The 19,765-nt window shown below is 70.2% G+C and carries 18 protein-coding genes and 1 other RNA gene; 5 read left to right on the forward strand and 14 right to left on the reverse strand.

The annotated features are described in order from the left end of the window. Positions 1-3 precede the first annotated feature (3 nt). The 7 genes from mreD to miaA form a co-directional block, all read right to left on the reverse strand. The gene (gene mreD, locus IE246_RS27095) at positions 4-507 is read right to left on the reverse strand and encodes a rod shape-determining protein MreD (RefSeq protein WP_229837533.1); all 504 of its coding nucleotides are present in this window, start codon (positions 505-507) and stop codon (positions 4-6) included. 2 nt (positions 508-509) lie between these two features. Continuing rightward, positions 510-1,436, reverse strand: coding sequence for a rod shape-determining protein MreC (gene mreC, locus IE246_RS27100; RefSeq protein WP_189995695.1), 927 nt, complete (start codon positions 1,434-1,436; stop codon positions 510-512). A 50-nt stretch (positions 1,437-1,486) separates the two neighbouring features. Then, a complete protein-coding gene (locus IE246_RS27105) occupies positions 1,487-2,530 on the reverse strand; it encodes a rod shape-determining protein (protein WP_189995697.1) in 1,044 nt (347 codons plus the stop codon). Between the two features lie 285 nt (positions 2,531-2,815). Further along, the gene (gene ilvC, locus IE246_RS27110) at positions 2,816-3,835 is read right to left on the reverse strand and encodes a ketol-acid reductoisomerase (RefSeq protein ID WP_189995699.1); all 1,020 of its coding nucleotides are present in this window, start codon (positions 3,833-3,835) and stop codon (positions 2,816-2,818) included. Between the two features lie 112 nt (positions 3,836-3,947). Next, a complete protein-coding gene (gene ilvN / locus IE246_RS27115; RefSeq protein ID WP_189995790.1) occupies positions 3,948-4,514 on the reverse strand; it encodes an acetolactate synthase small subunit in 567 nt (188 codons plus the stop codon). 121 nt (positions 4,515-4,635) lie between these two features. Then, complete coding sequence (locus IE246_RS27120; RefSeq protein ID WP_189995701.1) at positions 4,636-6,381, reverse strand: acetolactate synthase 3 large subunit; 1,746 nt, start codon at positions 6,379-6,381, stop codon at positions 4,636-4,638. Positions 6,382-6,555: 174 nt separating this feature from the next. Next, positions 6,556-7,512, reverse strand: coding sequence for a tRNA (adenosine(37)-N6)-dimethylallyltransferase MiaA (gene miaA, locus IE246_RS27125; protein WP_229837534.1), 957 nt, complete (start codon positions 7,510-7,512; stop codon positions 6,556-6,558). A 31-nt stretch (positions 7,513-7,543) separates the two neighbouring features. On the opposite strand from miaA, the gene serB reads away from it, so the two are divergent. Both serB and IE246_RS27135 read left to right on the forward strand, forming a co-directional pair. Further along, a complete protein-coding gene (gene serB, locus IE246_RS27130) occupies positions 7,544-8,449 on the forward strand; it encodes a phosphoserine phosphatase SerB (protein WP_189995704.1) in 906 nt (301 codons plus the stop codon). A gap of 95 nt (positions 8,450-8,544) precedes the next feature. Next, positions 8,545-9,501: a radical SAM/SPASM domain-containing protein gene (locus IE246_RS27135; protein ID WP_189995705.1), complete on the forward strand. Its 957-nt coding sequence runs from the start codon at positions 8,545-8,547 to the stop codon at positions 9,499-9,501. 108 nt (positions 9,502-9,609) lie between these two features. Here the strand turns inward: IE246_RS27135 and IE246_RS27140 are convergent, their stop codons facing one another. From IE246_RS27140 to hflK, 4 genes are all read right to left on the reverse strand, one after another. Then, positions 9,610-11,133 (reverse strand): DegQ family serine endoprotease, encoded by a 1,524-nt coding sequence (locus IE246_RS27140; protein ID WP_229837535.1) that lies wholly within the window; start codon positions 11,131-11,133, stop codon positions 9,610-9,612. A gap of 166 nt (positions 11,134-11,299) precedes the next feature. Beyond that, entirely contained in the window at positions 11,300-11,485 is a 186-nt protein-coding gene (locus tag IE246_RS27145; RefSeq protein WP_189995708.1) for a DUF2065 family protein, read from the reverse strand. A gap of 26 nt (positions 11,486-11,511) precedes the next feature. Beyond that, positions 11,512-12,408 (reverse strand): protease modulator HflC, encoded by an 897-nt coding sequence (gene hflC, locus IE246_RS27150; RefSeq protein WP_189995710.1) that lies wholly within the window; start codon positions 12,406-12,408, stop codon positions 11,512-11,514. Then, positions 12,408-13,571 carry an FtsH protease activity modulator HflK gene (gene hflK / locus IE246_RS27155; protein ID WP_189995712.1) on the reverse strand — a complete coding sequence of 388 codons (1,164 nt, stop codon included), beginning with the start codon at positions 13,569-13,571 and terminating at the stop codon, positions 12,408-12,410. The genes hflC and hflK overlap by 1 nt, the downstream gene beginning before the upstream one ends. Positions 13,572-13,728: 157 nt before the next feature. Here hflK and IE246_RS27160 point away from each other — a divergent pair, with 157 nt between their 5' ends. After that, complete coding sequence (locus IE246_RS27160; RefSeq protein WP_189995714.1) at positions 13,729-14,877, forward strand: Mrp/NBP35 family ATP-binding protein; 1,149 nt, start codon at positions 13,729-13,731, stop codon at positions 14,875-14,877. Positions 14,878-14,881: 4 nt separating this feature from the next. Here the strand turns inward: IE246_RS27160 and IE246_RS27165 are convergent, their stop codons facing one another. After that, entirely contained in the window at positions 14,882-15,379 is a 498-nt protein-coding gene (locus IE246_RS27165; RefSeq protein WP_189995716.1) for a dihydrofolate reductase, read from the reverse strand. A gap of 63 nt (positions 15,380-15,442) precedes the next feature. Between IE246_RS27165 and IE246_RS27170 the strand changes: the two genes are divergently transcribed. Continuing rightward, positions 15,443-16,948, forward strand: a complete 1,506-nt coding sequence (locus tag IE246_RS27170; RefSeq protein ID WP_189995718.1) for a tetratricopeptide repeat protein — start codon at positions 15,443-15,445, stop codon at positions 16,946-16,948. Here the strand turns inward: IE246_RS27170 and IE246_RS27175 are convergent. Then, complete coding sequence (locus tag IE246_RS27175; protein WP_189995720.1) at positions 16,945-18,519, reverse strand: tetratricopeptide repeat protein; 1,575 nt, start codon at positions 18,517-18,519, stop codon at positions 16,945-16,947. The two genes, IE246_RS27170 and IE246_RS27175, sit on opposite strands and share 4 nt — an antisense overlap. Before the next feature lie 14 nt (positions 18,520-18,533). Next, a complete protein-coding gene (locus IE246_RS27180) occupies positions 18,534-19,328 on the reverse strand; it encodes a thymidylate synthase (RefSeq protein ID WP_189995722.1) in 795 nt (264 codons plus the stop codon). A gap of 55 nt (positions 19,329-19,383) precedes the next feature. Between IE246_RS27180 and ssrA the strand changes: the two genes are divergently transcribed. Continuing rightward, positions 19,384-19,756: a transfer-messenger RNA gene (ssrA, locus tag IE246_RS27185) on the forward strand. Positions 19,757-19,765: the final 9 nt, after the last annotated feature.

Below are 19,765 nucleotides of genomic sequence, written 5' to 3' on the forward strand. Positions count from 1 at the left end.
CGGCTACCGGACGACGTATCGGTGGATCCGGACGAACGCCCAGGCCACCACCGGGAACAGGGTCACCGTGACCAGGTACTGGAACACCGCCGGCTCCGGTCCCATCGGCCGCAGCGCCAGGATCGACGCCAGCAGCCAGACGACGAACGCGGCCAGCGCCTGGATCAGCACGAAGCCGAACCACGCCAGCACGAACGGCTTGCCGAGGAAGGCCCGGCGCTGCGACACCGCCAGGCCGTGCACGACCATCAGGCTCAGGGCGGTCATCCCGAGCGGCGTCGCGACCAGGATGTCCTGCAGGACCCCGACCAGGAACAGCGCGAACGGCGGCTGCAGGTCGGGTCGGAAGACCGCCCAGTAGAACGCCGCCATCGCGGTATAGGCCGGCACCACCGCCGTATAGCCGGGCACCCCGATCGGCACCGCCGACAGGATCGCCAGCAGCAGGGTCAGGGCGATCGGCGTGGCCTGGCGGAACCAGATGTCGATCCGCTGGCTGGCGGTCATCCTCATCGCGCACCGAGCCCGAGCAGCCGCCCCTGGTCGGAACGCTCCGGCCCCATCACCGAGAACGGCGGTTGGCCGCCGGACGGTTTGACCACACCGTCCAGCCCGTAGTCGAGCAGCCGGATGTACTCCAGCCGGTTCCAGTCGACATAGGGCATGACCTTGATCGCGCCCTCGTCGATCGACGTCACCACGCCGATCGGCAGACCGGGCGGGAACACGCCACCGTGCCCCGAGGTCACGATCCGGTCGCCGGCCAGGACCTGGGCGTTCTGCGGAAGGTACACCAGGCGCGGCAGCCGGGTGTTGTCGCCGGCCAGCACCGCCGGATCGCGGGTCCGCTCGACCACCACGGGAATCTGCGAGTTCAGGTCGGTGATCAGCAGGATCCGGGCGTGCCGGCCTCCGACCTCGACGACCCCGCCGACCAGACCGTCGCCGCTCACCGCCGCCAACCCGCGCCGCACGCCCTGCTCGGCGCCGGCGTTGATCATGGCGCTGCGAACGAACGCGCCGCCGGCATCGGCGATCACCCGCGCGGTAATGAAGGCGACGTTCGGCTCGGGCACGAAATTGGTCAAGGCGCGCAGCGCCTTGTTCTCGGCCTCCAGCCGACGGGCCACGTGCTGCCAGCGCTCGAGCCGCTCGTTGTCGACCCGCAGACGCTCGTTCTCGGCCCGGAGGTCGCGCAGCCGGCGCGCCGCCGCCACCGTGTCGGCCACGCTGGCGGCCGGCCGCGACAGCACCTCCAGCACCGGCGCCAGGACGTCGGCGACGCCGGTCCGGAACCGTTCCACCAGCAGGATGTCGGCCTTGCCGAGCAGCATCAGGGCGAACGCCCCGGCCAGCAGCAGCGCGAAGGCGAAGCGGCTCCAGAAGGACCGCACCGGCTGCGCGACACTGGTGAAGGAGCCGGGACGCCGTGCCATCCTCGCCGTTCAACCTCCCCCTGGGTCCGCCTCCGTTCCTGCCCGGTGCGTCAGTAGGCCCCGATCAGGACATTGCGCAGCACCTTCATCTCCTCCAGGCACCGGCCGGTGCCAAGCGCCACGCAGGACAGCGGGTCGTCGGCGATCATCACCGGCAGGCCGGTGGCGTGCCGCAGCACGAAGTCGAGGTTGCCGAGCAGGGCGCCGCCGCCGGTCAGCACGATGCCCTTGTCGACGATGTCGGCGGCCAGTTCCGGCGGGGTCTGCTCGAGCGCGACCTTGACCGCCTCGACGATCTGGCTGACCGGCTCGGCCAGGCTGTCGGCGATCTGCGACTGGTCGATGATGATTTCCTTGGGCACCCCGTTCATCAGGTCGCGGCCCTTGATCTGCATGGTCCGGCCGATGCCGTCCTCCGGCGGGTAGGCCGAGCCGATGTCCTTCTTGATGCGCTCGGCGCTGCCTTCGCCGACCAGGAGGTTATGGTTGCGGCGGATGTAGGCGATGATCGCCTCGTCCATCTTGTCGCCGCCGACCCGGACCGAGCGCGAGTACACGATGCCGCCGAGCGACAGCACCGCCACCTCGGTGGTGCCGCCGCCGATGTCGACCACCATCGAGCCGGTCGGCTCGGTCACCGGCAGGTTGGCGCCGATCGCCGCCGCCATCGGTTCCTCGATCAGGAACACCCGGCGCGCGCCGGCGCTCTCGGCGCTCTCCTGGATCGCGCGGCGCTCGACCGCGGTCGAGCCGGACGGCACGCAGACGATCACCTGCGGGCTGGCGAACGACCGCCGGTTGTGCACTTTGCGGATGAAGTGCTTGATCATCTCCTCGGCGACTTCGAAGTCGGCGATCACGCCGTCGCGCAACGGCCGGATCGCCTGGATGTTGCCGGGCGTGCGCCCGAGCATCTGCTTGGCCTCGTCGCCGACGGCCAGCACCTGCTTCTTGCCGCGAACCGTGGCGATCGCGACCACCGACGGCTCGTTCAGGACGATGCCGCGGCCTTTCACGTAGACCAGCGTGTTCGCGGTCCCGAGATCGATGGCCATGTCGGCCGAGAGCATTCCGAGCAGATTGGCGAAGAACATGGAGTCCGATCCCGTAAGAGCCTCAGAGCCGGGTGCGCCCCCGCATGCGTCCGTATGCCTGGAATCGATAGACGCTGCGCCTCTCCCCGCGCTGCGACAACGAAGATACCAAGATTCGCGGGCATCTACAAAAGGCGGTTCACCCTATTTCGCACTTTTTCGCGCCGCATCCCGACGCGCTCGAATTCTTGTCACTACGAGCCTGGCGAGACCCTCGCCCCCGTCAAACGCCGACGGCGCCGTCTCGCGACGGCGCCGTACGAGCGTCGAACCGGGCCGTCGGCCTCAGTTCTTGGTCTTGTCGACCAGCTTGTTCTCCGCGATCCACGGCATCATGGCGCGCAGCTTCTCGCCGATCTGCTCGATCGAGTGCTCCGAGGCGCGCCGGCGCATCGCCTTGAACGACGCCTGGTTGACCCGGTTCTCCAGCATCCAGTTGCGGGCGAAGGTGCCGGACTGGATGTCGGCCAGGACGCGCTTCATCTCGGCCTTCACCTCGGGGGTGACGATCCGCGGGCCCGACACGTACTCGCCGTACTCGGCGGTGTTGGAGATCGAGTAGTTCATGTTGGCGATGCCGCCCTCGTAGATGAGGTCGACGATCAGCTTCACCTCGTGCAGGCACTCGAAGTAGGCCATCTCCGGCGCGTAGCCGGCCTCGACCAGGGTCTCGTAGCCGGCCTTGATCAGCTCGCACAGGCCGCCGCACAGCACCACCTGCTCGCCGAACAGGTCGGTCTCGCACTCTTCCTTGAAGGTGGTCTCGATGGTGCCGGCCCGGCCGCCGCCGATCGCCGAGGAGTAGCTGAGCGCGATCTCCAGCGCATTGCCCGAGGCGTTCTGGTCGACCGCCACCAGGCAGGGCACGCCGCCGCCGCGCAGGTACTCGGAGCGCACGGTGTGGCCCGGGCCCTTCGGCGCGATCATGAAGACGTCGATGTCGTCGCGCGGCTCGATGAAGTTGAAGTGCACGTTGAAGCCGTGCGCGAACGCGATCGCCGCGCCCGAGCGGATGTTCGGGGCGATGTCCTGGCTGTAGATGTCGCCCTGCAGCTCGTCCGGCGTCAGGATCATGATCACGTCGCCCCAGGCCGCGGCCTCGGCCGGGGTCATGACCTTGAGGCCGGCGGCCTCGGCCTTCGGCGCCGACTTCGAGCCCTTCTTCAGGGCGACGGCGATCTCCTTGACGCCGCTGTCCTTCAGGTTGTTGGCGTGGGCGTGGCCCTGGCTGCCGTAGCCGACGATCACGACCTTCTTGGTCTTGATCAGGTTCACGTCGGCGTCGCGATCGTAGTAGACGCGCATGGGTTCCTCCTATCGGGTCTGATGCGTTCGGAATTCAGAAGCGGCTGTCGGCCGCCGGTTTAGCGGGCGGGCGCCCGCAGGTCCATAAGGGCGATGTGCAAAGGGCTTTGCGTCAGTCGTCGCCGGCGCCGGCGGACGCCTTCGACTTGCGCCTGGCCGGCTTCTTGCGGACCAGCGGCATCTGCAGGTCGGAGCCACGGGCGATCGCCACCACGCCGGTGCGCGAGACCTCGACGTCGCCGAGCGCCGCCATCAGGTCGACGAAGGCGTCGAGCTTGCCGGTGTCGCCGGTCAGCTCGAACACGAAGCTCTCGAGCGTGGAGTCGATGGCGCGCGCCCGGAAGGTATCGGCGATCCGCAGCGCCTCGATGCGCTGCTCGCCGACGTTGCGGATCTTGACCAGCGCCAGCTCGCGGCTGACGTGCGGCCCCTCCAGCGTCAGGTCGTGGACGTCGTAGACCGGCACCAGGCGGGACAGCTGGGCCTTGATCTGCTCGATAACCATCGGCGTGCCCGAGGTGACGATGGTGATGCGCGAGCGCGCGTTCACCTCGTCGACCTCCGAGACCGTCAGGCTCTCGATATTGTAGCCGCGGCCGGAAAACAGCCCGATCACGCGGGCTAGGACGCCGGGCTCGTTGGCCACGAGCACGGCGATGGTATGCCGTTCGATCGGCATGTCGGTCTTTATCACCAGGTCTCTCCCGGGGCGCCGCACCGGATCGGGCGCGCCCTCGACAAATGGACGACAGGGGCGGCGACGGCCGGCTCCGCGTGGCGCGAACCGGCCGTCGACCGGATCAGACGAGCACCATGCCCTCTTCGGAGGTGCGTCGCTCGGCCTGGTCCTCCGGGCCGAGGATCATCTCGTGGTGGGCCGCCCCCGACGGGATCATCGGGAAGCAGTTCTCGTCCTGCTTGACCAGGATGTCGGCGATCACTGGCTGCGGCGTGCGGATCATCTCGTCGATGACGTCGTCCAGCTCGGACGGCTTGGTGGCCCGGAGGCCGACCCCGCCGAACGCGTCGGCCAGCTTCACGAAGTCCGGCAGGGCCGCCGAGTAGCTCTCGGAGTACCGGCCGCCATGCACCAGTTCCTGCCACTGCCTGACCATGCCCATCCACTGGTTGTTCAGGATGAACGCCTTAACCGGCAGATTGTACTGCCGCATGGTCGACAGCTCCTGCATGTTCATCAGGAAGCTGGCCTCGCCGGCGATGTCGATCACCAGCGCGTCGGGATGCGCGATCTGGACGCCCATGGCGGCCGGGAAGCCGTAGCCCATGGTGCCGAGCCCGCCCGAGGTCATCCAGCGGTTCGGCTCGCTGAAGCCGTAGTACTGGGCGGCCCACATCTGGTGCTGCCCCACCTCGGTGGTGATGTAGCAGTCCATGTCGCGGGTCTTCTCGAACAGCCGCCGGATCGCGTGCTGCGGCAGGATGACGTCGTCGTCCGGCCGGTAGGCCAGGCATTTGCGGGCCCGCCAGCCGTCGATCATCTTCCACCACTTGGCCAGGGCCGCCTCGTCCGGCTTGCAGCCCTTGGCCTTCCACACCGCCAGCATCTGCTCGAGCACGCTGCCGGCATCGCCGACGATCGGGATGTCGACGGCGACGTTCTTGTTGATCGAGGACGGGTCGATGTCGACGTGGATCTTCTTGGCGTTCGGCGCGAAGTCCGAGAGCCGGCCGGTCACCCGGTCGTCGAACCGGGCGCCGATGCACACCATGACGTCGCACTCGTGCATCGCCCAGTTGGCCTCGAACGTCCCGTGCATGCCGAGCATGCCGAGGAACCGCTTGTCGGTGTACGGCAGCGCCCCCAGGCCCATCAGGGTCAGGGTCGCCGGATAACCGGTCTTGCGGACGAACTCGGTGAACAGCCGGGAGGCCTTCGGGCCGGCGTTGATCAGGCCGCCGCCGCCGTAGAAGATCGGCCGCTTGGCCTTGGCGATCAGGTCGACCGCGCGCTCGACCGCGTCGCTGTCGCCCTTGACCTGCGGGCGATAGCTCTTGGTCTCGACCTGGTCGGCTTCCACGTACGGGCAGTCGGCGAACAGGATGTCCTTCGGCAGGTCGATCACCACCGGGCCTGGGCGGCCGTGCGAGGCGACGTAGAACGCCTCGTGCATGACCCGGGCGAGCTGGCCCGGCTCCTTGACCAGGTAGTTGTGCTTGGTGCACGGCCGGGTGATGCCGGTGGTGTCGGCCTCCTGGAAGGCGTCGTTGCCGATCAGGTGCGTCGGCACCTGGCCGGTCAGGCACACCACCGGGATCGAGTCCATCAGCGCGTCGGTCAGGCCGGTCACAGCGTTGGTGGCGCCGGGCCCCGAGGTCACCAGCACCACGCCGACCTTGCCGGTCGAGCGGGCATAGCCCTCGGCGGCGTGCACCGCCGCCTGCTCGTGCCGCACCAGGATGTGACGTACCGCGTTGGTCTTGAAGAGCTCGTCGTAGATCGGCAATACCGCCCCGCCGGGATAGCCGAATACGACCTCTACGCCCTGGTCCTGCAACGCCTTGAGAATGATCGCCGCGCCAGACATCTGTTGAGGCGCCGCGGTGCGACGGGGGGATGAACTGCGGGGTTGAGCCACCGTTCCGCTCCTTCTGCTGCGATCGGGCGTGCCGCCGTCGGTATCGGTTCGGGCGGGCCGGATCAGGGTTGAAGAAAGGCACGGCGCGGGGGTGGCCCGCGCCGGCCGGCGGAACCTAGTCAGTCAGGACTCGGGCGTCAACACAAGTTCGCGAACTTTCGGAAAGATTTTCCCAAACCCGCTTTCCGAAAATTGCGCATCGACCTGCAGGTCGGACCGGAACTGATGCCGGAACCAGGTGCGTTGGCGCTTGGCATACTGCCGGGTGGCGGTGACGGCATCGCGGATCGCGTCCTCCAGGCCGGTCCGGCCCTCCAGGTACGCCCGGAGCTCCGGCACCCCGATCGCCTTCAGCGCCGGCAGCGACGGGTCCAGGCCGCGCCCGAGCAGCCGCGTCACCTCGTCGACCGCGCCGTCCGCGACCATCGCCCGGAAACGCCGCTCCACCGCCTCGGCCGAGACCGGTCGCGGCGGCGACAGCAGCACGGTCCGGAACTGCAGACCCGGCGGCGGCACCGACGCCGCGGCCTGCCATTCGGACAGTGCCCGGCCGGTCGCCGTCGCCACCGACCAGGCGCGCTGCAGGCGCTGGCTGTCGCCGGCGAACAGCCGCTCGGCGGCCACCGGATCGAGCCTCCGGAGCTCCTCGCGAAACGCCTCCCCGCCGATCCGGCCATAACGCTCGGCGGCCTCGCGCGCCACCGCCTCGGGCACGGCGGGAATATCGGCGATGCCGTGCAGCAGCGCCCGCAGGTACAGGCCGGTGCCGCCGCACAGCACCGGCAGCCGCCGCTCTCGTCCGGCCACCGCGATCTCCGCGAGGGCCGCCGCGCGCCACCACGCGGCCGACCCGCGCTCGGCGGCGTCGAGCACGCCGTACAGCCGGTGCGGTACCCGTGCCTCGTCCGCCGGCGACGGCCGAGCCGTCAGGATCCGGAGGTCGCGGTAGACCTGCATGGAGTCGGCGTTGATCACCACGCCGCCCAGCGCCTCGGCCAGCAGCAGTGCCAGGGCCGACTTGCCGGAGGCGGTCGGGCCGGCGACGACGAGGACGGTCTGATGGACGCGCGCGCTGGACATGCGGCCTGCCGCTACGCCATAAGGCGCCGCCATGCAACATGTCCTCACGCTCACGACCGACCCGGTGGCCCGCGCGCTCGGCGCCGACCACGTCGCCATCGCCGCCGCGGCCCTGCGCCGGGCGGGCGCCTCCGTCGGCGAAACCGACTGGCTGGCGCCCGACATCGCCGTGGACCTGCCGTTCGACGGCATCGTGCCGTCAACCGCCCTGCCCCGGGTCCGCGACGCCCTGGCCGACCGGCCGGTCGACGTCAACGCCCAGGCGGCCGCCGGGCGCCGCAAGCAGGCGCTGATCGCCGACATGGACTCGACCATCATCACCTCGGAATCGCTGGACGAGCTGGCGGAGTACGCCGGCCTCAAGGACGTGATCGCCGCGATCACCGCCCGCGCCATGCGCGGCGAGCTCGAGTTCGAGGCGGCGCTGACCGAGCGCGTGGCGATGCTGAAGGGCCTGCCGGAGTCGACGATCGACGGCGTCCTGGCCCGCATCGAGATCACCGCCGGCGCCGCCGCCCTGGTCGCCACCATGAAGGCCAACGGCGCCTACTGCGCCCTGGTGTCCGGCGGGTTCACCCCGATCACCGGTGCGATCCGCCGGCGGCTCGGCTTCGACGAGGACCGCGCCAACCGGCTGGAGATCGCCGACGGCGCCCTGACCGGGCAGGTCGTCCACCCGATCCTCGGGCGCGACGCCAAGCTGGCGGCCCTGCACGAAGTGACCGCCCGGCGCGGGGCCGGCCCGCGCGACGCGGTGGCGGTCGGCGACGGCGCCAACGACCTGGCGATGCTGCAGGCCGCCGGCATCGGCGTCGCCTTCCACGCCAAGCCGGCGGTTCGCGAGGCGGCGGCGTTCCGCATCGACCACGGCGACCTGACCGGCCTGCTGTATCTGCAAGGCTACCGCGCCGCCGACATCGAGGCCGCGCTCGCCTGAACCGGCCAGGGCCCGCGGATTTGATCCGCCTCAAATCCACCGCCCGCGGATCAGCCTAGTTTCCCCGGATCGAGACACCGCCTCCGGGGGCAAGCATGACGATCACCGAGCGGATCGACGCCGTCACGGGCATCCCGCCGTCGCACCGGACCGCGTCGCCGCCGGCGCCGCGCTCCGTCAAGATCGAGCTGACGGCCCGCTGCAACCTCGCCTGCTCGTTCTGCGCGCGCTCGATGATGCTGCGACGCCAGACCGACATGGACCGGGCGCTCTACGAACGCCTGGCCGTCGAGATGCGGGAGGCCGGGGTCGAGGAGCTGGGGCTGTTCTATCTCGGCGAGAGCTTCCTGCTGCCCTGGCTGCCGGAGGCGGTCGGGTTCGCCAAGACCGTCGCCGGCTACCCTTATGTGTTCCTGACCACCAACGGCACCGTGGCGACCCCGATCCGGGTCGATGCCTGCATCCGGGCCGGGCTCGACAGCCTGAAGTTCTCGCTCAACTACGCCGACGCCGGGCAGTTCGAGGAGATCGCGCGGGTCAAGGGCCGGCTGTTCCAGGACATCGAGAGCAACATGCGGGCCGCCCGCACGATCCGCGACCGGGTCGAGCACGAGACCGGGCACCGGTGCGGGCTCTATGCCAGCTACATCGAGTACGACGGCGACCAGGGCCGGCGCATGGCGGAGACCATCGAGCGCATCGCGCCGCTGGTCGACGAGGTCTATGCCCTGCCGCTGTACAGCCAGGCCAGCCTGGTGACCGACGACGAGGTCGGCCGCGGCTGGACCCCGACCGCCGGGAACCGGGGGCGGGCCGGCGCCCTGCGCGAGCCGCTGCCATGCTGGTCGGTGTTCACCGAGGGCCACGTCACCTGGGACGGCCGCCTGTCCGCCTGCTGCTTCGACCATGACGGCCGGTTCCATATGGGGGACCTGACCGCGGCCTCGTTCCTGGAGTGCTGGCAGTCGCCGGCGTTCCAGGCGCTGCGCGAGGCGCATCTGCGGCGCGACGTGCGGGGAACCGCCTGCGAGACCTGCGTGGCCGTGGCCTGACGGCTGTTCCGGGATCCCGGAACACGGATCCGAAAATGAGAACGGCGCCGGTCCGAAGACCGGCGCCGCCTCGCACTCCGCAAGAGGGGCCTACGGGGGGCGGGGGGATCAGCCCTTGTCTATACGGAGCGCAACGAAACGCATCTCACCCTGCCGGTCGATCAGCAACAGAACGGACTTGCGTCCCTTTTCCGTCGCGGCCTTCACACCGCGCGCCACGTCGTCCGGTGAGCGAACCTCGTCCTGGGCGACCTCGACGATCACGTCGCCGGGGCGCAGCCCCTTCTCGCCGGCGGTACCGGCCGGATCCACCTCGGTGACGACCACGCCTTCGACCTGATCGCCGATCGAATATTCCGCACGCAATTGCGGCGTGAGCGTGGCGAGTCCGAGGCCAAGGGAATCCACCCGTGCCTTCGCCCCGTCGGACGCTGCCGAGCTCTGCTCGTCCTCCTGCTTGAGGCTGGCCTTCTCGGCCGCCTCCAGCTCGCCCAGCTTGGCGGTGACGTCGATCTGCCTGCCGTCACGCCAGACCTGGACGTTGACGGTCTTGCCGACCGCCGTCTCCGCGACGATACGGGGCAGCTCGCGCATCTCCGACACGTCCTGCCCGGCGAAGTTCAGGATCACGTCGCCGGCCTGGATGCCGGCCGACTTGGCCGGGCCGTCGGGCGTCACGTCGGCCACCAAGGCGCCGCGCGCCCGGTCCAGCCCCAGCGACTCGGCGATCTCGTCGGTCACCTGCTGGATCCGCACGCCGAGCCAGCCGCGCCGCGTCCGGCCGAACTCGCGCAGCTGCCCGACAACGTTCGAGGCCAGCTTCGAGGAAATCGCGAAGCCGATGCCGATCGACCCGCCGGACTGCGAGAAGATCGCGGTGTTGATGCCGATCACGTCGCCGTCGAGGTTGAACAGCGGGCCGCCGGAATTGCCGCGGTTGATCGAGGCGTCGGTCTGGATGAAGTCGTCGTACGGTCCCTGGCCGATGTCGCGGCCGCGCGCCGACACGATGCCGGCGGTCACCGTACCGCCGAGACCGAACGGGTTGCCGATCGCGACCACCCAGTCGCCGACCCGCAGCCCGTCGGAATTGCCGAACTTCACGAACGGCAGCTCGCGACCGCCGGGGTCGATCTTGAGAACCGCCACGTCGGTCTTGGTGTCGGTCCCGATCAGCTTGGCCGGGAACTCGGTATCGTCCGACAGCCGCACGGTGATCTCGTCGGCGTCGGCGATCACGTGGTTGTTGGTCACCACCAGACCGTCGGCGGAGATCAGGAAGCCGGAGCCGAGCGACTGGGCCCGGCGCGGGCGCTGCGGCTGATTGCCGCCGTTGCGGTCGAAGAAGTCCTTGAAGAACTCCTCGAACGGCGAGCCCGGCGGAAACTGCGGCATGTCCATGGTCGGGCCGCGGTCCTGCACGGTCTGGGTGGTCGCCACGTTGACGACCGCCGGCAGCAGCCGCTCCGCGAGATCGGCGAAGCTCTCCGGCGCCGACCGGGCGGCCGCCGGGGCCACCGCGGGGACGGCCAACGCCGCGGCCAGCATCACCGTCATGCCAAGGCGTACCACTGATCGCAGCATCGATCCGGGACCGGCCCCCTCGGCCGCGTTTCGAACCTGAACGGTCATCGGGTGTCTTCCTCTCCTCGACTCAGGACACGCGCGCGTCGTGTGTCGGATCTCTCAAACAAGGTGGTCATCCGGGACGGCCAGTCAACGCTGGCACGGTCCCGGACACCGGACTGTGACAGGGTACCTCATTGGCCCCGGATTGCGGCGGCGATTTGGCGGACCTTCAGCCACGGATCAGCCAGACCGCGGCCACCCCGACCGCGGCCGCCGCCAGCCCGGCGGCCCGCAGCGTCGAATCCGGCATCTGCATCGCGGCCTCCAGCGCCCGGCGCATGGCGGACGGGAAGGCCGCGTACAGAACCCCTTCGATCACCAGGACCAACGCCAGCGCCGTCAGCAGATCCGGCACGGCCCCGCCCGCCTACCCGACCGCCCTTACTGGGTCGGCCGGGACTGCGCGCCCGGGGTGCCCTTCACCGAGTTGAAGAACCGGAAGAAGTCGCTGTCCGGACTGAGCACCATCGTGGTCGAGCCGTCCTCGGTAATAGCGTTCCGATAGGCCTGCATCGAGCGGTAGAACGCGAAGAACTCGGGATCCTTGCCGAAGGCGTCGGCATAGATCTTGATCGCGTCGGCATCGCCCTGACCGCGCAGGGTCTCGGCCTGCTTCTGGGACTCGGCGACGATGATCACCCGCTGCTTGTCGGCATCGGCCCGGATCTTCTGGGCCTGCTCGAAGCCCTGGGCCCGGAACTCCCTGGCCTCGCGCTCGCGCTCCGACTTCATGCGGCTGTAGATGTTCTCTCGGGTCTCGTCGGGATAGTCGGCGCGCCGGATCCTGACCTCGATGATCTCGATGCCCAGCCGTTGTGCCGGTCCGTTAACCTCGGAGCGGATGTCGGCCATGATCCCGACGCGCTTCTCGGACAGGATGTTGAACAGGGTCTGGCTACCCAGCACCCGGCGCAGCGACGAGTTGATGATCGCCGACAACCGTGCCCGGGCCTCGCGCTCGGTGCGCACCGCCTGGAAGAACAGCAGCGGGTCGACGATTCGATAGCGGGCGTAGCTGTCGACGTCGAGGCGCTTCTGATCGGACAGGATGACCTGCTGCTTCGGCGGATCGACATCGAGCGCCCGGCGCTCGTAGTACACCGCGTCCTCGATGAACGGGAACTTGACGTTCAGCCCGGGCTCCTGGATCTGCCGCTTGTACTCGCCGAACCGCAGGACCAGCGTCTGCTGGGTCTGCGACACGACGAACAGCGAGTTGACCGCGAGGACGCCGAGCAGGATGACGGCAACGCCGACGATGGCAAGCGTACGGTTCATCAGTTGCCCCCCTGCTGAGTCGTACGGGCGGCGCCCGTCGCCGGCCTGTTCAGCCGCTTCTGGATCTCCGGCAGCGGCAGGTAAGGCACGACGCCGCCACCGCTGGCGCTGTCATCGATGATCACCTTGTTCACGTTCCTCATCACCTCCTCGAGCGTCTCGAGGTAGATGCGCTGGGTCGTGACGTCTTTGGACTGCGTGTAGGCCTGATAGACCGAGTCGAAGCGGTTGCCGTCACCCTGCGCGCGGTTCACGACCTCCTGGCGGTAGGCGTCTGCCTCCTCGACGATCTGTGCCGCCTCGCCTCGGGCCCGCGGCACCACGTCGTTGCGGTAGGCCTCGGCCTCGTTCTTCATGCGCTCGAGGTCCTGCTTCGCGCGCGTGACTTCGTTGAACGCGTCGATCACCTGACTCGGCGGATCGACCTCCAGCAACTGCACCTGGCGGATCTCGATGCCGGCACCGTACTCGTCGACCAGCCGCTGCAGCTGGATCTGCGCCTCGCTCTCGATCGGGCCGCGCCGGTCGGTCAGGGCGTCCTGAATGCGGGTGCCGCCGATGATATCGCGCATCACCGCCTCGGAGGCGACCTTCACGGTCTGATCGGGATCGCGCAGGGTGAACAGGTACTTGGCGGCATCGGCAATGCGCCAGAACACCACGAAGTCGATGTCGATAAGGTTCTCGTCACCGGTGATCATCTGGCTTTCTTCCGGGACGTCGCGGCTCGACGAAGACCGTGCAGAGCCGTCGCCGCTCGACCGGAAGCCGATCTCGATGCGGTTCTCCAGCGTCACGTTCGGCAGGTAGACGTTGCCGATCGGCGACGGCCAGTTCCAGTGCAGCCCCGGCTCGGTCGGCACGCCGGTGAAGCGCCCGAACACCAGCTCGATGCCCTGCTGGTTCGGTTGCACCCGGTAGAAGCCGTTGACGGCCCAGACCCCGAGCAGCACGGCGATGCCCAGGACGATGAGCTTGGGGCCGCCGAAGCCGCCGGGAATCATGCCCCGGAAGCGTTGCTGGCCACGCCGCAGCATGTCCTCGATGTCCTTGGGATTGGGGCCGCCACCGGGGCGCCCCCAGGGCGAATTGCCACGTCCACCGCCGGACCCGCCGCCCCCCCAGGGCCCCTGTCCGCCGCCGCCCTGATCGCTCCACGGCATATTGTTATCCTTTCATCCTCACCCAGGCCGTCGGGCGGCTTAGCATGCGCACCTCGCGTTGCAAAGCAGACCCCGAGGCTCTATGTCCCCGCTGGTTGGGGGTTGATCGTCCCCCGTCGTGGACGGGGATATCGTCGAATTCGCGGGGATTTCAAGAATGGCAGCGGTTTCAGAGCAGACAATCCGAGCGACCCTGTCGGCGGTCGTCGATCCGGGCGGCGCCGGCGGCCTGCCGCAGCTGGCCACGGTTTCGGGGCTCGTGGTGAAGGACGGCAACATCGGTTTCGCGCTAGAAGTCGACCCGGCGCGCGGCCCGCGGCTCGAAGGCCTGCGCAAGGCCGCCGAGGCCGCCGTGCTGGCGCTCGACGGCGTCACCTCGGTGACCGCCGTGCTGACCGCCCACCGCGCCGGCGGCGGCCAGGCCGCGCAACCGGCCGCGCCGCAGGGCCACGGTCACGGACACGCCCATGGCCGCCAGGGCGCCATGCCGGCCCGCCCGGACGTCGCCGGCATCCGCTCGATCGTCGCCGTCGCTTCCGGCAAGGGCGGCGTCGGCAAGTCGACCGTGGCGACCAACCTGGCGCTGGCGCTGGCCCGCCAGGGACTGCGGGTCGGGCTGCTCGACGCCGACGTCTACGGCCCGTCCCTGCCCCGCATGATGGCGATCCGCGGCAAGCCCCAGTCGAAGGACGGCAAGACCCTGATCCCGCTGGTCAACCACGGGGTCAAGTGCATGTCGATCGGCTTCATGGTGGCCGAGGACACCCCGACGATCTGGCGCGGGCCGATGGTGATGAGCGCGCTCGAGCAGATGCTGCGCGACGTCGAGTGGGGCGAGCTCGACATCCTGGTGGTCGACATGCCGCCGGGCACCGGCGACGCCCAGCTGACCATGGCGCAGCGGGTGCCGCTGACCGGCGCGGTAATCGTTTCCACGCCCCAGGACATCGCCCTGCTGGATGCCCGCAAGGGGCTCAACATGTTCCGCCGGGTCGACGTGCCGGTGCTCGGCATCGTCGAGAACATGAGCTTCTTCCTGTGCCCGCACTGCGGCGAGCGCAGCGAGGTGTTCGGCCACGGCGGCGCCCGCCAGGAGGCCGAGCGCCTGGGCCTGCCGTTCCTCGGCGAGGTCCCGCTGCACCTGGCGATCCGCGAGGCCGGCGACGCCGGCACGCCGATCGTCGCCGCCGATCCGGAAAGCCCGCAGGCCCTGGCGTTCGCGGGTGTCGCCGACGCGGTCTGGCAGGACGTCGCCCGGCGTCTGGGCGATACCAGCCGGCAGCCGCCGAAGATCGTGTTCGAGTAACGGGTCAGCGCCCGGCGCGGACGTAGTCGACGAAGGCGAACGCCGGTCGACCGTCCTCGGCCGGGTGCCGTTCGCGCGCCGTCTCCCGCCAGTCGGCCGCGTCGAACGCCGGGAACACGGCATCGCCCTGGGGGTCGGCCTCGACCCAGGTCAACCGCATCCGGTCGGCCAGCGGCAGGGCCTGGGCGTAGATCTCGCCGCCGCCGGCGACCACGATCTCCTCGGGCTCGCCGCTGCTTGCCAGCGCCAGTGCGGCTTCCAGCGACGGCGCGGTCTCCACCCCGTCGGCCGACCAGGCCGGGTCGCGGGTCACCACGATGGTCCGGCGCCCCGGCAACGGCCGGCCGATCGAGTCGAAGGTCTTGCGGCCCATCACCATCGGCTTGCCGAGGGTGACCGCCTTGAAATGCCGCATGTCCGCCGGCAGGCGCCAGGGCAGGTCCCCGGCACTGCCGATGACACGGTTGCGGGCGACGGCCGCGACGACGACGATGGACGGCATGAGACACCCCAGCTTGTCGGCAGGCTACCAGGATTGGCATCCCGGCCGGCGGACGCAAGGCGCATGACCGAGCCGGCCGACGACCCCCGCGCGCTGACCGCGCGGGCCCTGCAGCAGGCCCGCGCCGGCCGCCATCCGGCCGCCCTGGCGACGCTCGACCGCGCCGTGGCCGCCGCGCCCGGATCCGTCGAGCCGCGCTACCTGCGCGGCCTGCTCCGACTGGAATCCGGCGACGCTGACGGGGGAATCGACGACCTGACCGCCGCCCTTGCGCTGTCGCCGGCGGCGGCGCCGATCGCCGCGGCCCTCGGTTCCGCCCGGCTGCGGGCCGGCGATGCGGCCGGCGCCGACCGGGCGCTGCGCCGCGCGCTCCTGCTGCTGCCGGCCCAGCCGGACGCCCTCGCCGGGCTGGCGGGATGCCGGGTCGCCGGCCTGCGTTTCGCGGACGGTCTACGGGCCGCCGACCGGGCGCTGCTGCTCGCCCCCGGGCACCCCCAGGCGCTCGGCAACCGGGCCGAGGCCCTGCACCATCTGGGGCGCCATGACGAGGCCCTCGCGAGTCTCGCCGATCTCGCCGCGGCCGGCGGCCCGCAGGTCCGGCTGAACCGGGCCGTCGGCCTGCTGAGCCTGGAGCGTTGGACCGACGGCTGGCCGGCCTACGAGGCGCGGTTGGACCCGGCGATCCCCGATCACATCCGGCGCCGCCACGGCCTGCCGCGCTGGTCCCCGGCCCCGGCCGGACGGCCGGTGGCGGTCCTGGCCGAGCAGGGGGTCGGCGAGCAGATCCTGTTCCTGCGGTTCGTCCCGGCGTTGGCCGAGCGCGCCCCGATCGCCGCGGTCGAGCTGGACGCCAAGCTGCACCCGCTGGTCGCCCGCAGCCTGCCGGCGCTGCCGCTGGTGGCCGCGCGCCGGTTCCGCGACGCCCGCGGGCCGGTCGCCGACGAACGCGCGGTCGCGGCATCCGGGGCCGACTGTGCGATCGAGATCGCCTCGCTTCCCGCGGCGCTCGGGGATCTCTCGCCGGCCGACGCCGCGGCGGCCCCCTACCTGGCCGCCGATCCCGACCGCGCCGCGGCGCTGAGGGGCGCACTCGCCGTGCCGGGCCGGCGCCTGGTCGGGGTGTGCTGGCGCAGCAAGAACGCGGCCTTCGGCGGTTTCAAGAGCACGCGGCTGATCGACTGGGCACCGATCCTCACGGCCGCGGGCGCAACCTTCGTCAACCTGCAATACGGCGACGTGACGGCCGAGATCGACGAGGCCGAACGCGCGACCGGCACGCGCGTCCGGACGGCGGATGTCGACCTGTTCGACGACCTGGACGGCGCCGCCGCCCTGGCCGCCGCCATGGACCTCGTCATCACCACCGGGTCGACGACCGCGCAGCTGTCCGGGGCCCTCGGGATACCGACCTGGGTCCTGCTCAGCCGCGGCCCCGGGCTGATGTGGTACTGGGGGCACGGCGACCGGACGCCCTGGTATCCGGCAATGCGGCTGTTCCGCCAGCAGATGCCCGGCGACTGGGGCCAGCCGGTGGCCGAGGCCGCCGCCGCCCTGGCAGCGACCCCCTAGGAGCCGTCCACGGCGGCTCCCATCCGCTTGATCATGCGGGTCCAGCCGCCGCCGGCATCCTGCCAGTACAGCCTGGTGGTCGGGTACCACGGTGTCTGGGCCCGGCCGGCTCCCCAGCGGGCGTCGGCGCCGGCATCGAGCATGACCCGGGTGTCGATGCCGGAACCGGCGGCCAGATGCGCGACCAGGGAGTCGACGGTCACCACCACGTCGCAGGCGGCCGCCCGGGCTGCCAGGTCGTCCACGTCGTTGACGTCCCAGTCCGGCTCGATCTGCATGCGACCGTCGGCGGTCGTGCGCTCGTCGTCGGTCATGCCGCGCTGCAGCGACACCAGCACCCGGCCGCTGGCCGACAGGGCGTCCAGCAATGGCCGGAACGGCACCGACCGTCGGTCGGCATCGGCATCGGGGTGCCGCCACGCCACCCCGATGACCCGGGCGCCCGCGTCGCCGGTCCAGCGGCTGCGCCAGCGCTCGCGCTTGCCGTCGTCGACCGTCAGATAGCCGCGCGGCATCGCCGCGTATCCGTTGCGATAGGCCTTGAGCCGATGCGCGAGGCCGCCGATCGCGCTCTGCCAGTTCAGGAACCGGTCGGTCAGCTCCGTGGCGGGCGGCGTGGTCCGGGCGACCACCTCGGCATCCGGGAACGACCGCTCGAACAGGACCTGCAGGCGCGGATCGCACTCCAGCACGAGCGGCGTCGGGCTCAGGGCGACGAGCTGCGGCAGCAGCGCGGCGAAGCACACCTCGTCGGACGGCGAGCCCTCGCCCCAGACCAGGATCGACGAGTCCGTCAGATCGCTGCCGTCCCAGTTCGGGGCCTCGAAGCTCCGAGGCTTGACGCCAACCCGATGGTCGATCGCATAGGCGTCGAACCGGGACTCGTAGGCGGCCCAGCCCTCCTCGTGGCGTCCGACCGCGATCAGCGCGTTGGCCAGCACGGTACGCGCCACCGGGCTGCCGTGCGACATCTCGACGGCGCGTTCGCTGGCCGCCACCGCTTCTTCGGGTCGGCCCAGACGCAGGCACACCTCGGCCAGGCCGGCGAGGCCGCGCCCCGAGGTCGGCAGCCGGTCGACCGTCTGGCGGTACGCGTCCTCGGCCTCTTCCAGGCGGTCGAGCGTCATCAGCACATGACCGAGGGCCAGCCAGAGCGCCGGCTTGTCGCTGTGCTGCTTCAGGGCGCTGCGGAGATCCTCGTAGGCTTCGTCGGCGCGCCTGGCGGCCAACAGTGCCTCGGCGCGCTCGGCCTGGGCCGCCGGCCACAACGGCGAGGTCTCGGGAATACGGTCGAGGCAGGTCAGCGCCTCGCGCACCGCCCGTGCGCGCCAGGCGATCCGGCCCATCAGGAGCAAAGCCTCCGGCGCCTCCGGCGCCAGCCGCCAGGCCGCTTCGGCGCGCTCCAGTGCCGCATCCATGCGGCCGAGCTCCAGCAGGACGTCGGCGGCCCGCGCCCGCGCCGTCAGCGGCGCGCCGTCGACGGCGGCGTCGTAGGCCTCGACGGCCTTCTGTCTCTCGCCCTCACGGACGAGCCGGTCGCCTTCGGCGAGCGGGTCTTCGCTCTGGGGCATATTGGAACCGGGAGTCAAACCGCGACCGGCGCCGCGATATGAGGGTGGGCCTGATAACCGTCGATCCGGATGTCTTCGTACCGGAACGCGAACAGATCGTCGACCTCCGGATTCAACCATAGACGGGGGAGCGGCAGCGGATCACGTCCGAGCTGCTGGCGCGCCTGCTCGATATGGTTCAGGTAGAGGTGCGCGTCGCCGAAGGTGTGCACGAAGTCGCCGACGCCGAGGCCGGTCACGTGCGCGATCATGTGGGTCAGAAGCGCGTAGGACGCGATGTTGAACGGAACGCCCAGGAAGACGTCGGCGCTGCGCTGGTAGAGCTGGCAGGACAGCCGGCCGTCGGCGACGTGGAATTGGAACAGGCAATGGCACGGCGCCAGCGCCATCGCCTCGAGCTCGCCGACGTTCCAGGCCGACACGATCAGCCGCCGGGAGTTCGGATTGTTTCGGATCTGCTCGAGCAAGGTCGCGATCTGGTCGACCGTGCCGCCGCCGGGCACCGCCCAGCTTCGCCACTGCTTGCCGTACACCGGCCCGAGCTCGCCGTCCGGCCCGGCCCACTCGTTCCAGATCCGCACGCCGTTGTCCTGGAGGTAGCGCACGTTGGTGTCGCCGGCCAGGAACCACAGCAGCTCGTGCACGATCGACTTCAGGTGCAGCTTCTTGGTGGTGACCAGCGGGAAGCCCTCGGACAGGTCGAACCGCATCTGGTGCCCGAACACGCTGCGGGTCCCGGTGCCGGTCCGGTCGCCCTTCAACGCGCCCTCGTCCATCACCCGAGCCATCAGGTCGAGATACTGCCGCATGCCGATCCTCCGTCGCCTGGCCCCATGATAGCCGAGTCGCCCCCGCCGGCGGTCCCCCCTTTCATCCGCCACCCGAACGCCCTATATGTACGAGCGTCGGCGACGGTCGACTATGGCGATAAACGGGCGACGGAATAAGCGTAGCGGACCCGGGGGCAGTACCCGGCGCCTCCACCAAATTCCTCCGGCCGGTCCAGGCGGACACGGGCGGGGCTGAAGGGGGCGAAACAGGATCGACGCGCGTGGTAAAGGCCGTCTTTTCGCTCGGTATGGTACCGCCGTTATCGGGCTACTAGATAGTTGCGAACGACAACTATGCTGGGGAGCTCCGCGCCGCTGCCTAAGCGGTAAGGAACCCCGATCAATCCGTTGCGGTTAGCGTCGTAACGTGGGGCTCGCGGGCCGCCTAGCAACAGAAGGCCCGCACTTCCCCCGCT

The sequence above is a fragment of the Thalassobaculum fulvum genome, from assembly GCF_014652915.1.
GTDB classification, from domain to species: Bacteria; Pseudomonadota; Alphaproteobacteria; order Thalassobaculales; family Thalassobaculaceae; genus Thalassobaculum_A; species Thalassobaculum_A fulvum.

What these genes read in the sequence shown, in the direction of transcription:
- IE246_RS27135 (WP_189995705.1), top strand. Translation starts at nt 8,545, where the DNA reads ATGACGATCACCGAGCGGATCGACGCCGTCACGGGCATCCCGCCGTCG.
- IE246_RS27180 (WP_189995722.1), bottom strand. Translation starts at nt 19,328, where the DNA reads ATGCGGCAGTATCTCGACCTGATGGCTCGGGTGATGGACGAGGGCGCG.
- hflK (WP_189995712.1), bottom strand. Translation starts at nt 13,571, where the DNA reads ATGCCGTGGAGCGATCAGGGCGGCGGCGGACAGGGGCCCTGGGGGGGC.
- serB (WP_189995704.1), top strand. Translation starts at nt 7,544, where the DNA reads ATGCAACATGTCCTCACGCTCACGACCGACCCGGTGGCCCGCGCGCTC.
- IE246_RS27105 (WP_189995697.1), bottom strand. Translation starts at nt 2,530, where the DNA reads ATGTTCTTCGCCAATCTGCTCGGAATGCTCTCGGCCGACATGGCCATC.
- ilvN (WP_189995790.1), bottom strand. Translation starts at nt 4,514, where the DNA reads ATGCCGATCGAACGGCATACCATCGCCGTGCTCGTGGCCAACGAGCCC.
- ilvC (WP_189995699.1), bottom strand. Translation starts at nt 3,835, where the DNA reads ATGCGCGTCTACTACGATCGCGACGCCGACGTGAACCTGATCAAGACC.
- IE246_RS27165 (WP_189995716.1), bottom strand. Translation starts at nt 15,379, where the DNA reads ATGCCGTCCATCGTCGTCGTCGCGGCCGTCGCCCGCAACCGTGTCATC.
- mreD (WP_229837533.1), bottom strand. Translation starts at nt 507, where the DNA reads ATGACCGCCAGCCAGCGGATCGACATCTGGTTCCGCCAGGCCACGCCG.
- mreC (WP_189995695.1), bottom strand. Translation starts at nt 1,436, where the DNA reads ATGGCACGGCGTCCCGGCTCCTTCACCAGTGTCGCGCAGCCGGTGCGG.
- IE246_RS27170 (WP_189995718.1), top strand. Translation starts at nt 15,443, where the DNA reads ATGACCGAGCCGGCCGACGACCCCCGCGCGCTGACCGCGCGGGCCCTG.
- hflC (WP_189995710.1), bottom strand. Translation starts at nt 12,408, where the DNA reads ATGAACCGTACGCTTGCCATCGTCGGCGTTGCCGTCATCCTGCTCGGC.
- IE246_RS27175 (WP_189995720.1), bottom strand. Translation starts at nt 18,519, where the DNA reads ATGCCCCAGAGCGAAGACCCGCTCGCCGAAGGCGACCGGCTCGTCCGT.
- IE246_RS27140 (WP_229837535.1), bottom strand. Translation starts at nt 11,133, where the DNA reads ATGACCGTTCAGGTTCGAAACGCGGCCGAGGGGGCCGGTCCCGGATCG.
- IE246_RS27160 (WP_189995714.1), top strand. Translation starts at nt 13,729, where the DNA reads ATGGCAGCGGTTTCAGAGCAGACAATCCGAGCGACCCTGTCGGCGGTC.
- miaA (WP_229837534.1), bottom strand. Translation starts at nt 7,512, where the DNA reads ATGTCCAGCGCGCGCGTCCATCAGACCGTCCTCGTCGTCGCCGGCCCG.
- IE246_RS27120 (WP_189995701.1), bottom strand. Translation starts at nt 6,381, where the DNA reads ATGTCTGGCGCGGCGATCATTCTCAAGGCGTTGCAGGACCAGGGCGTA.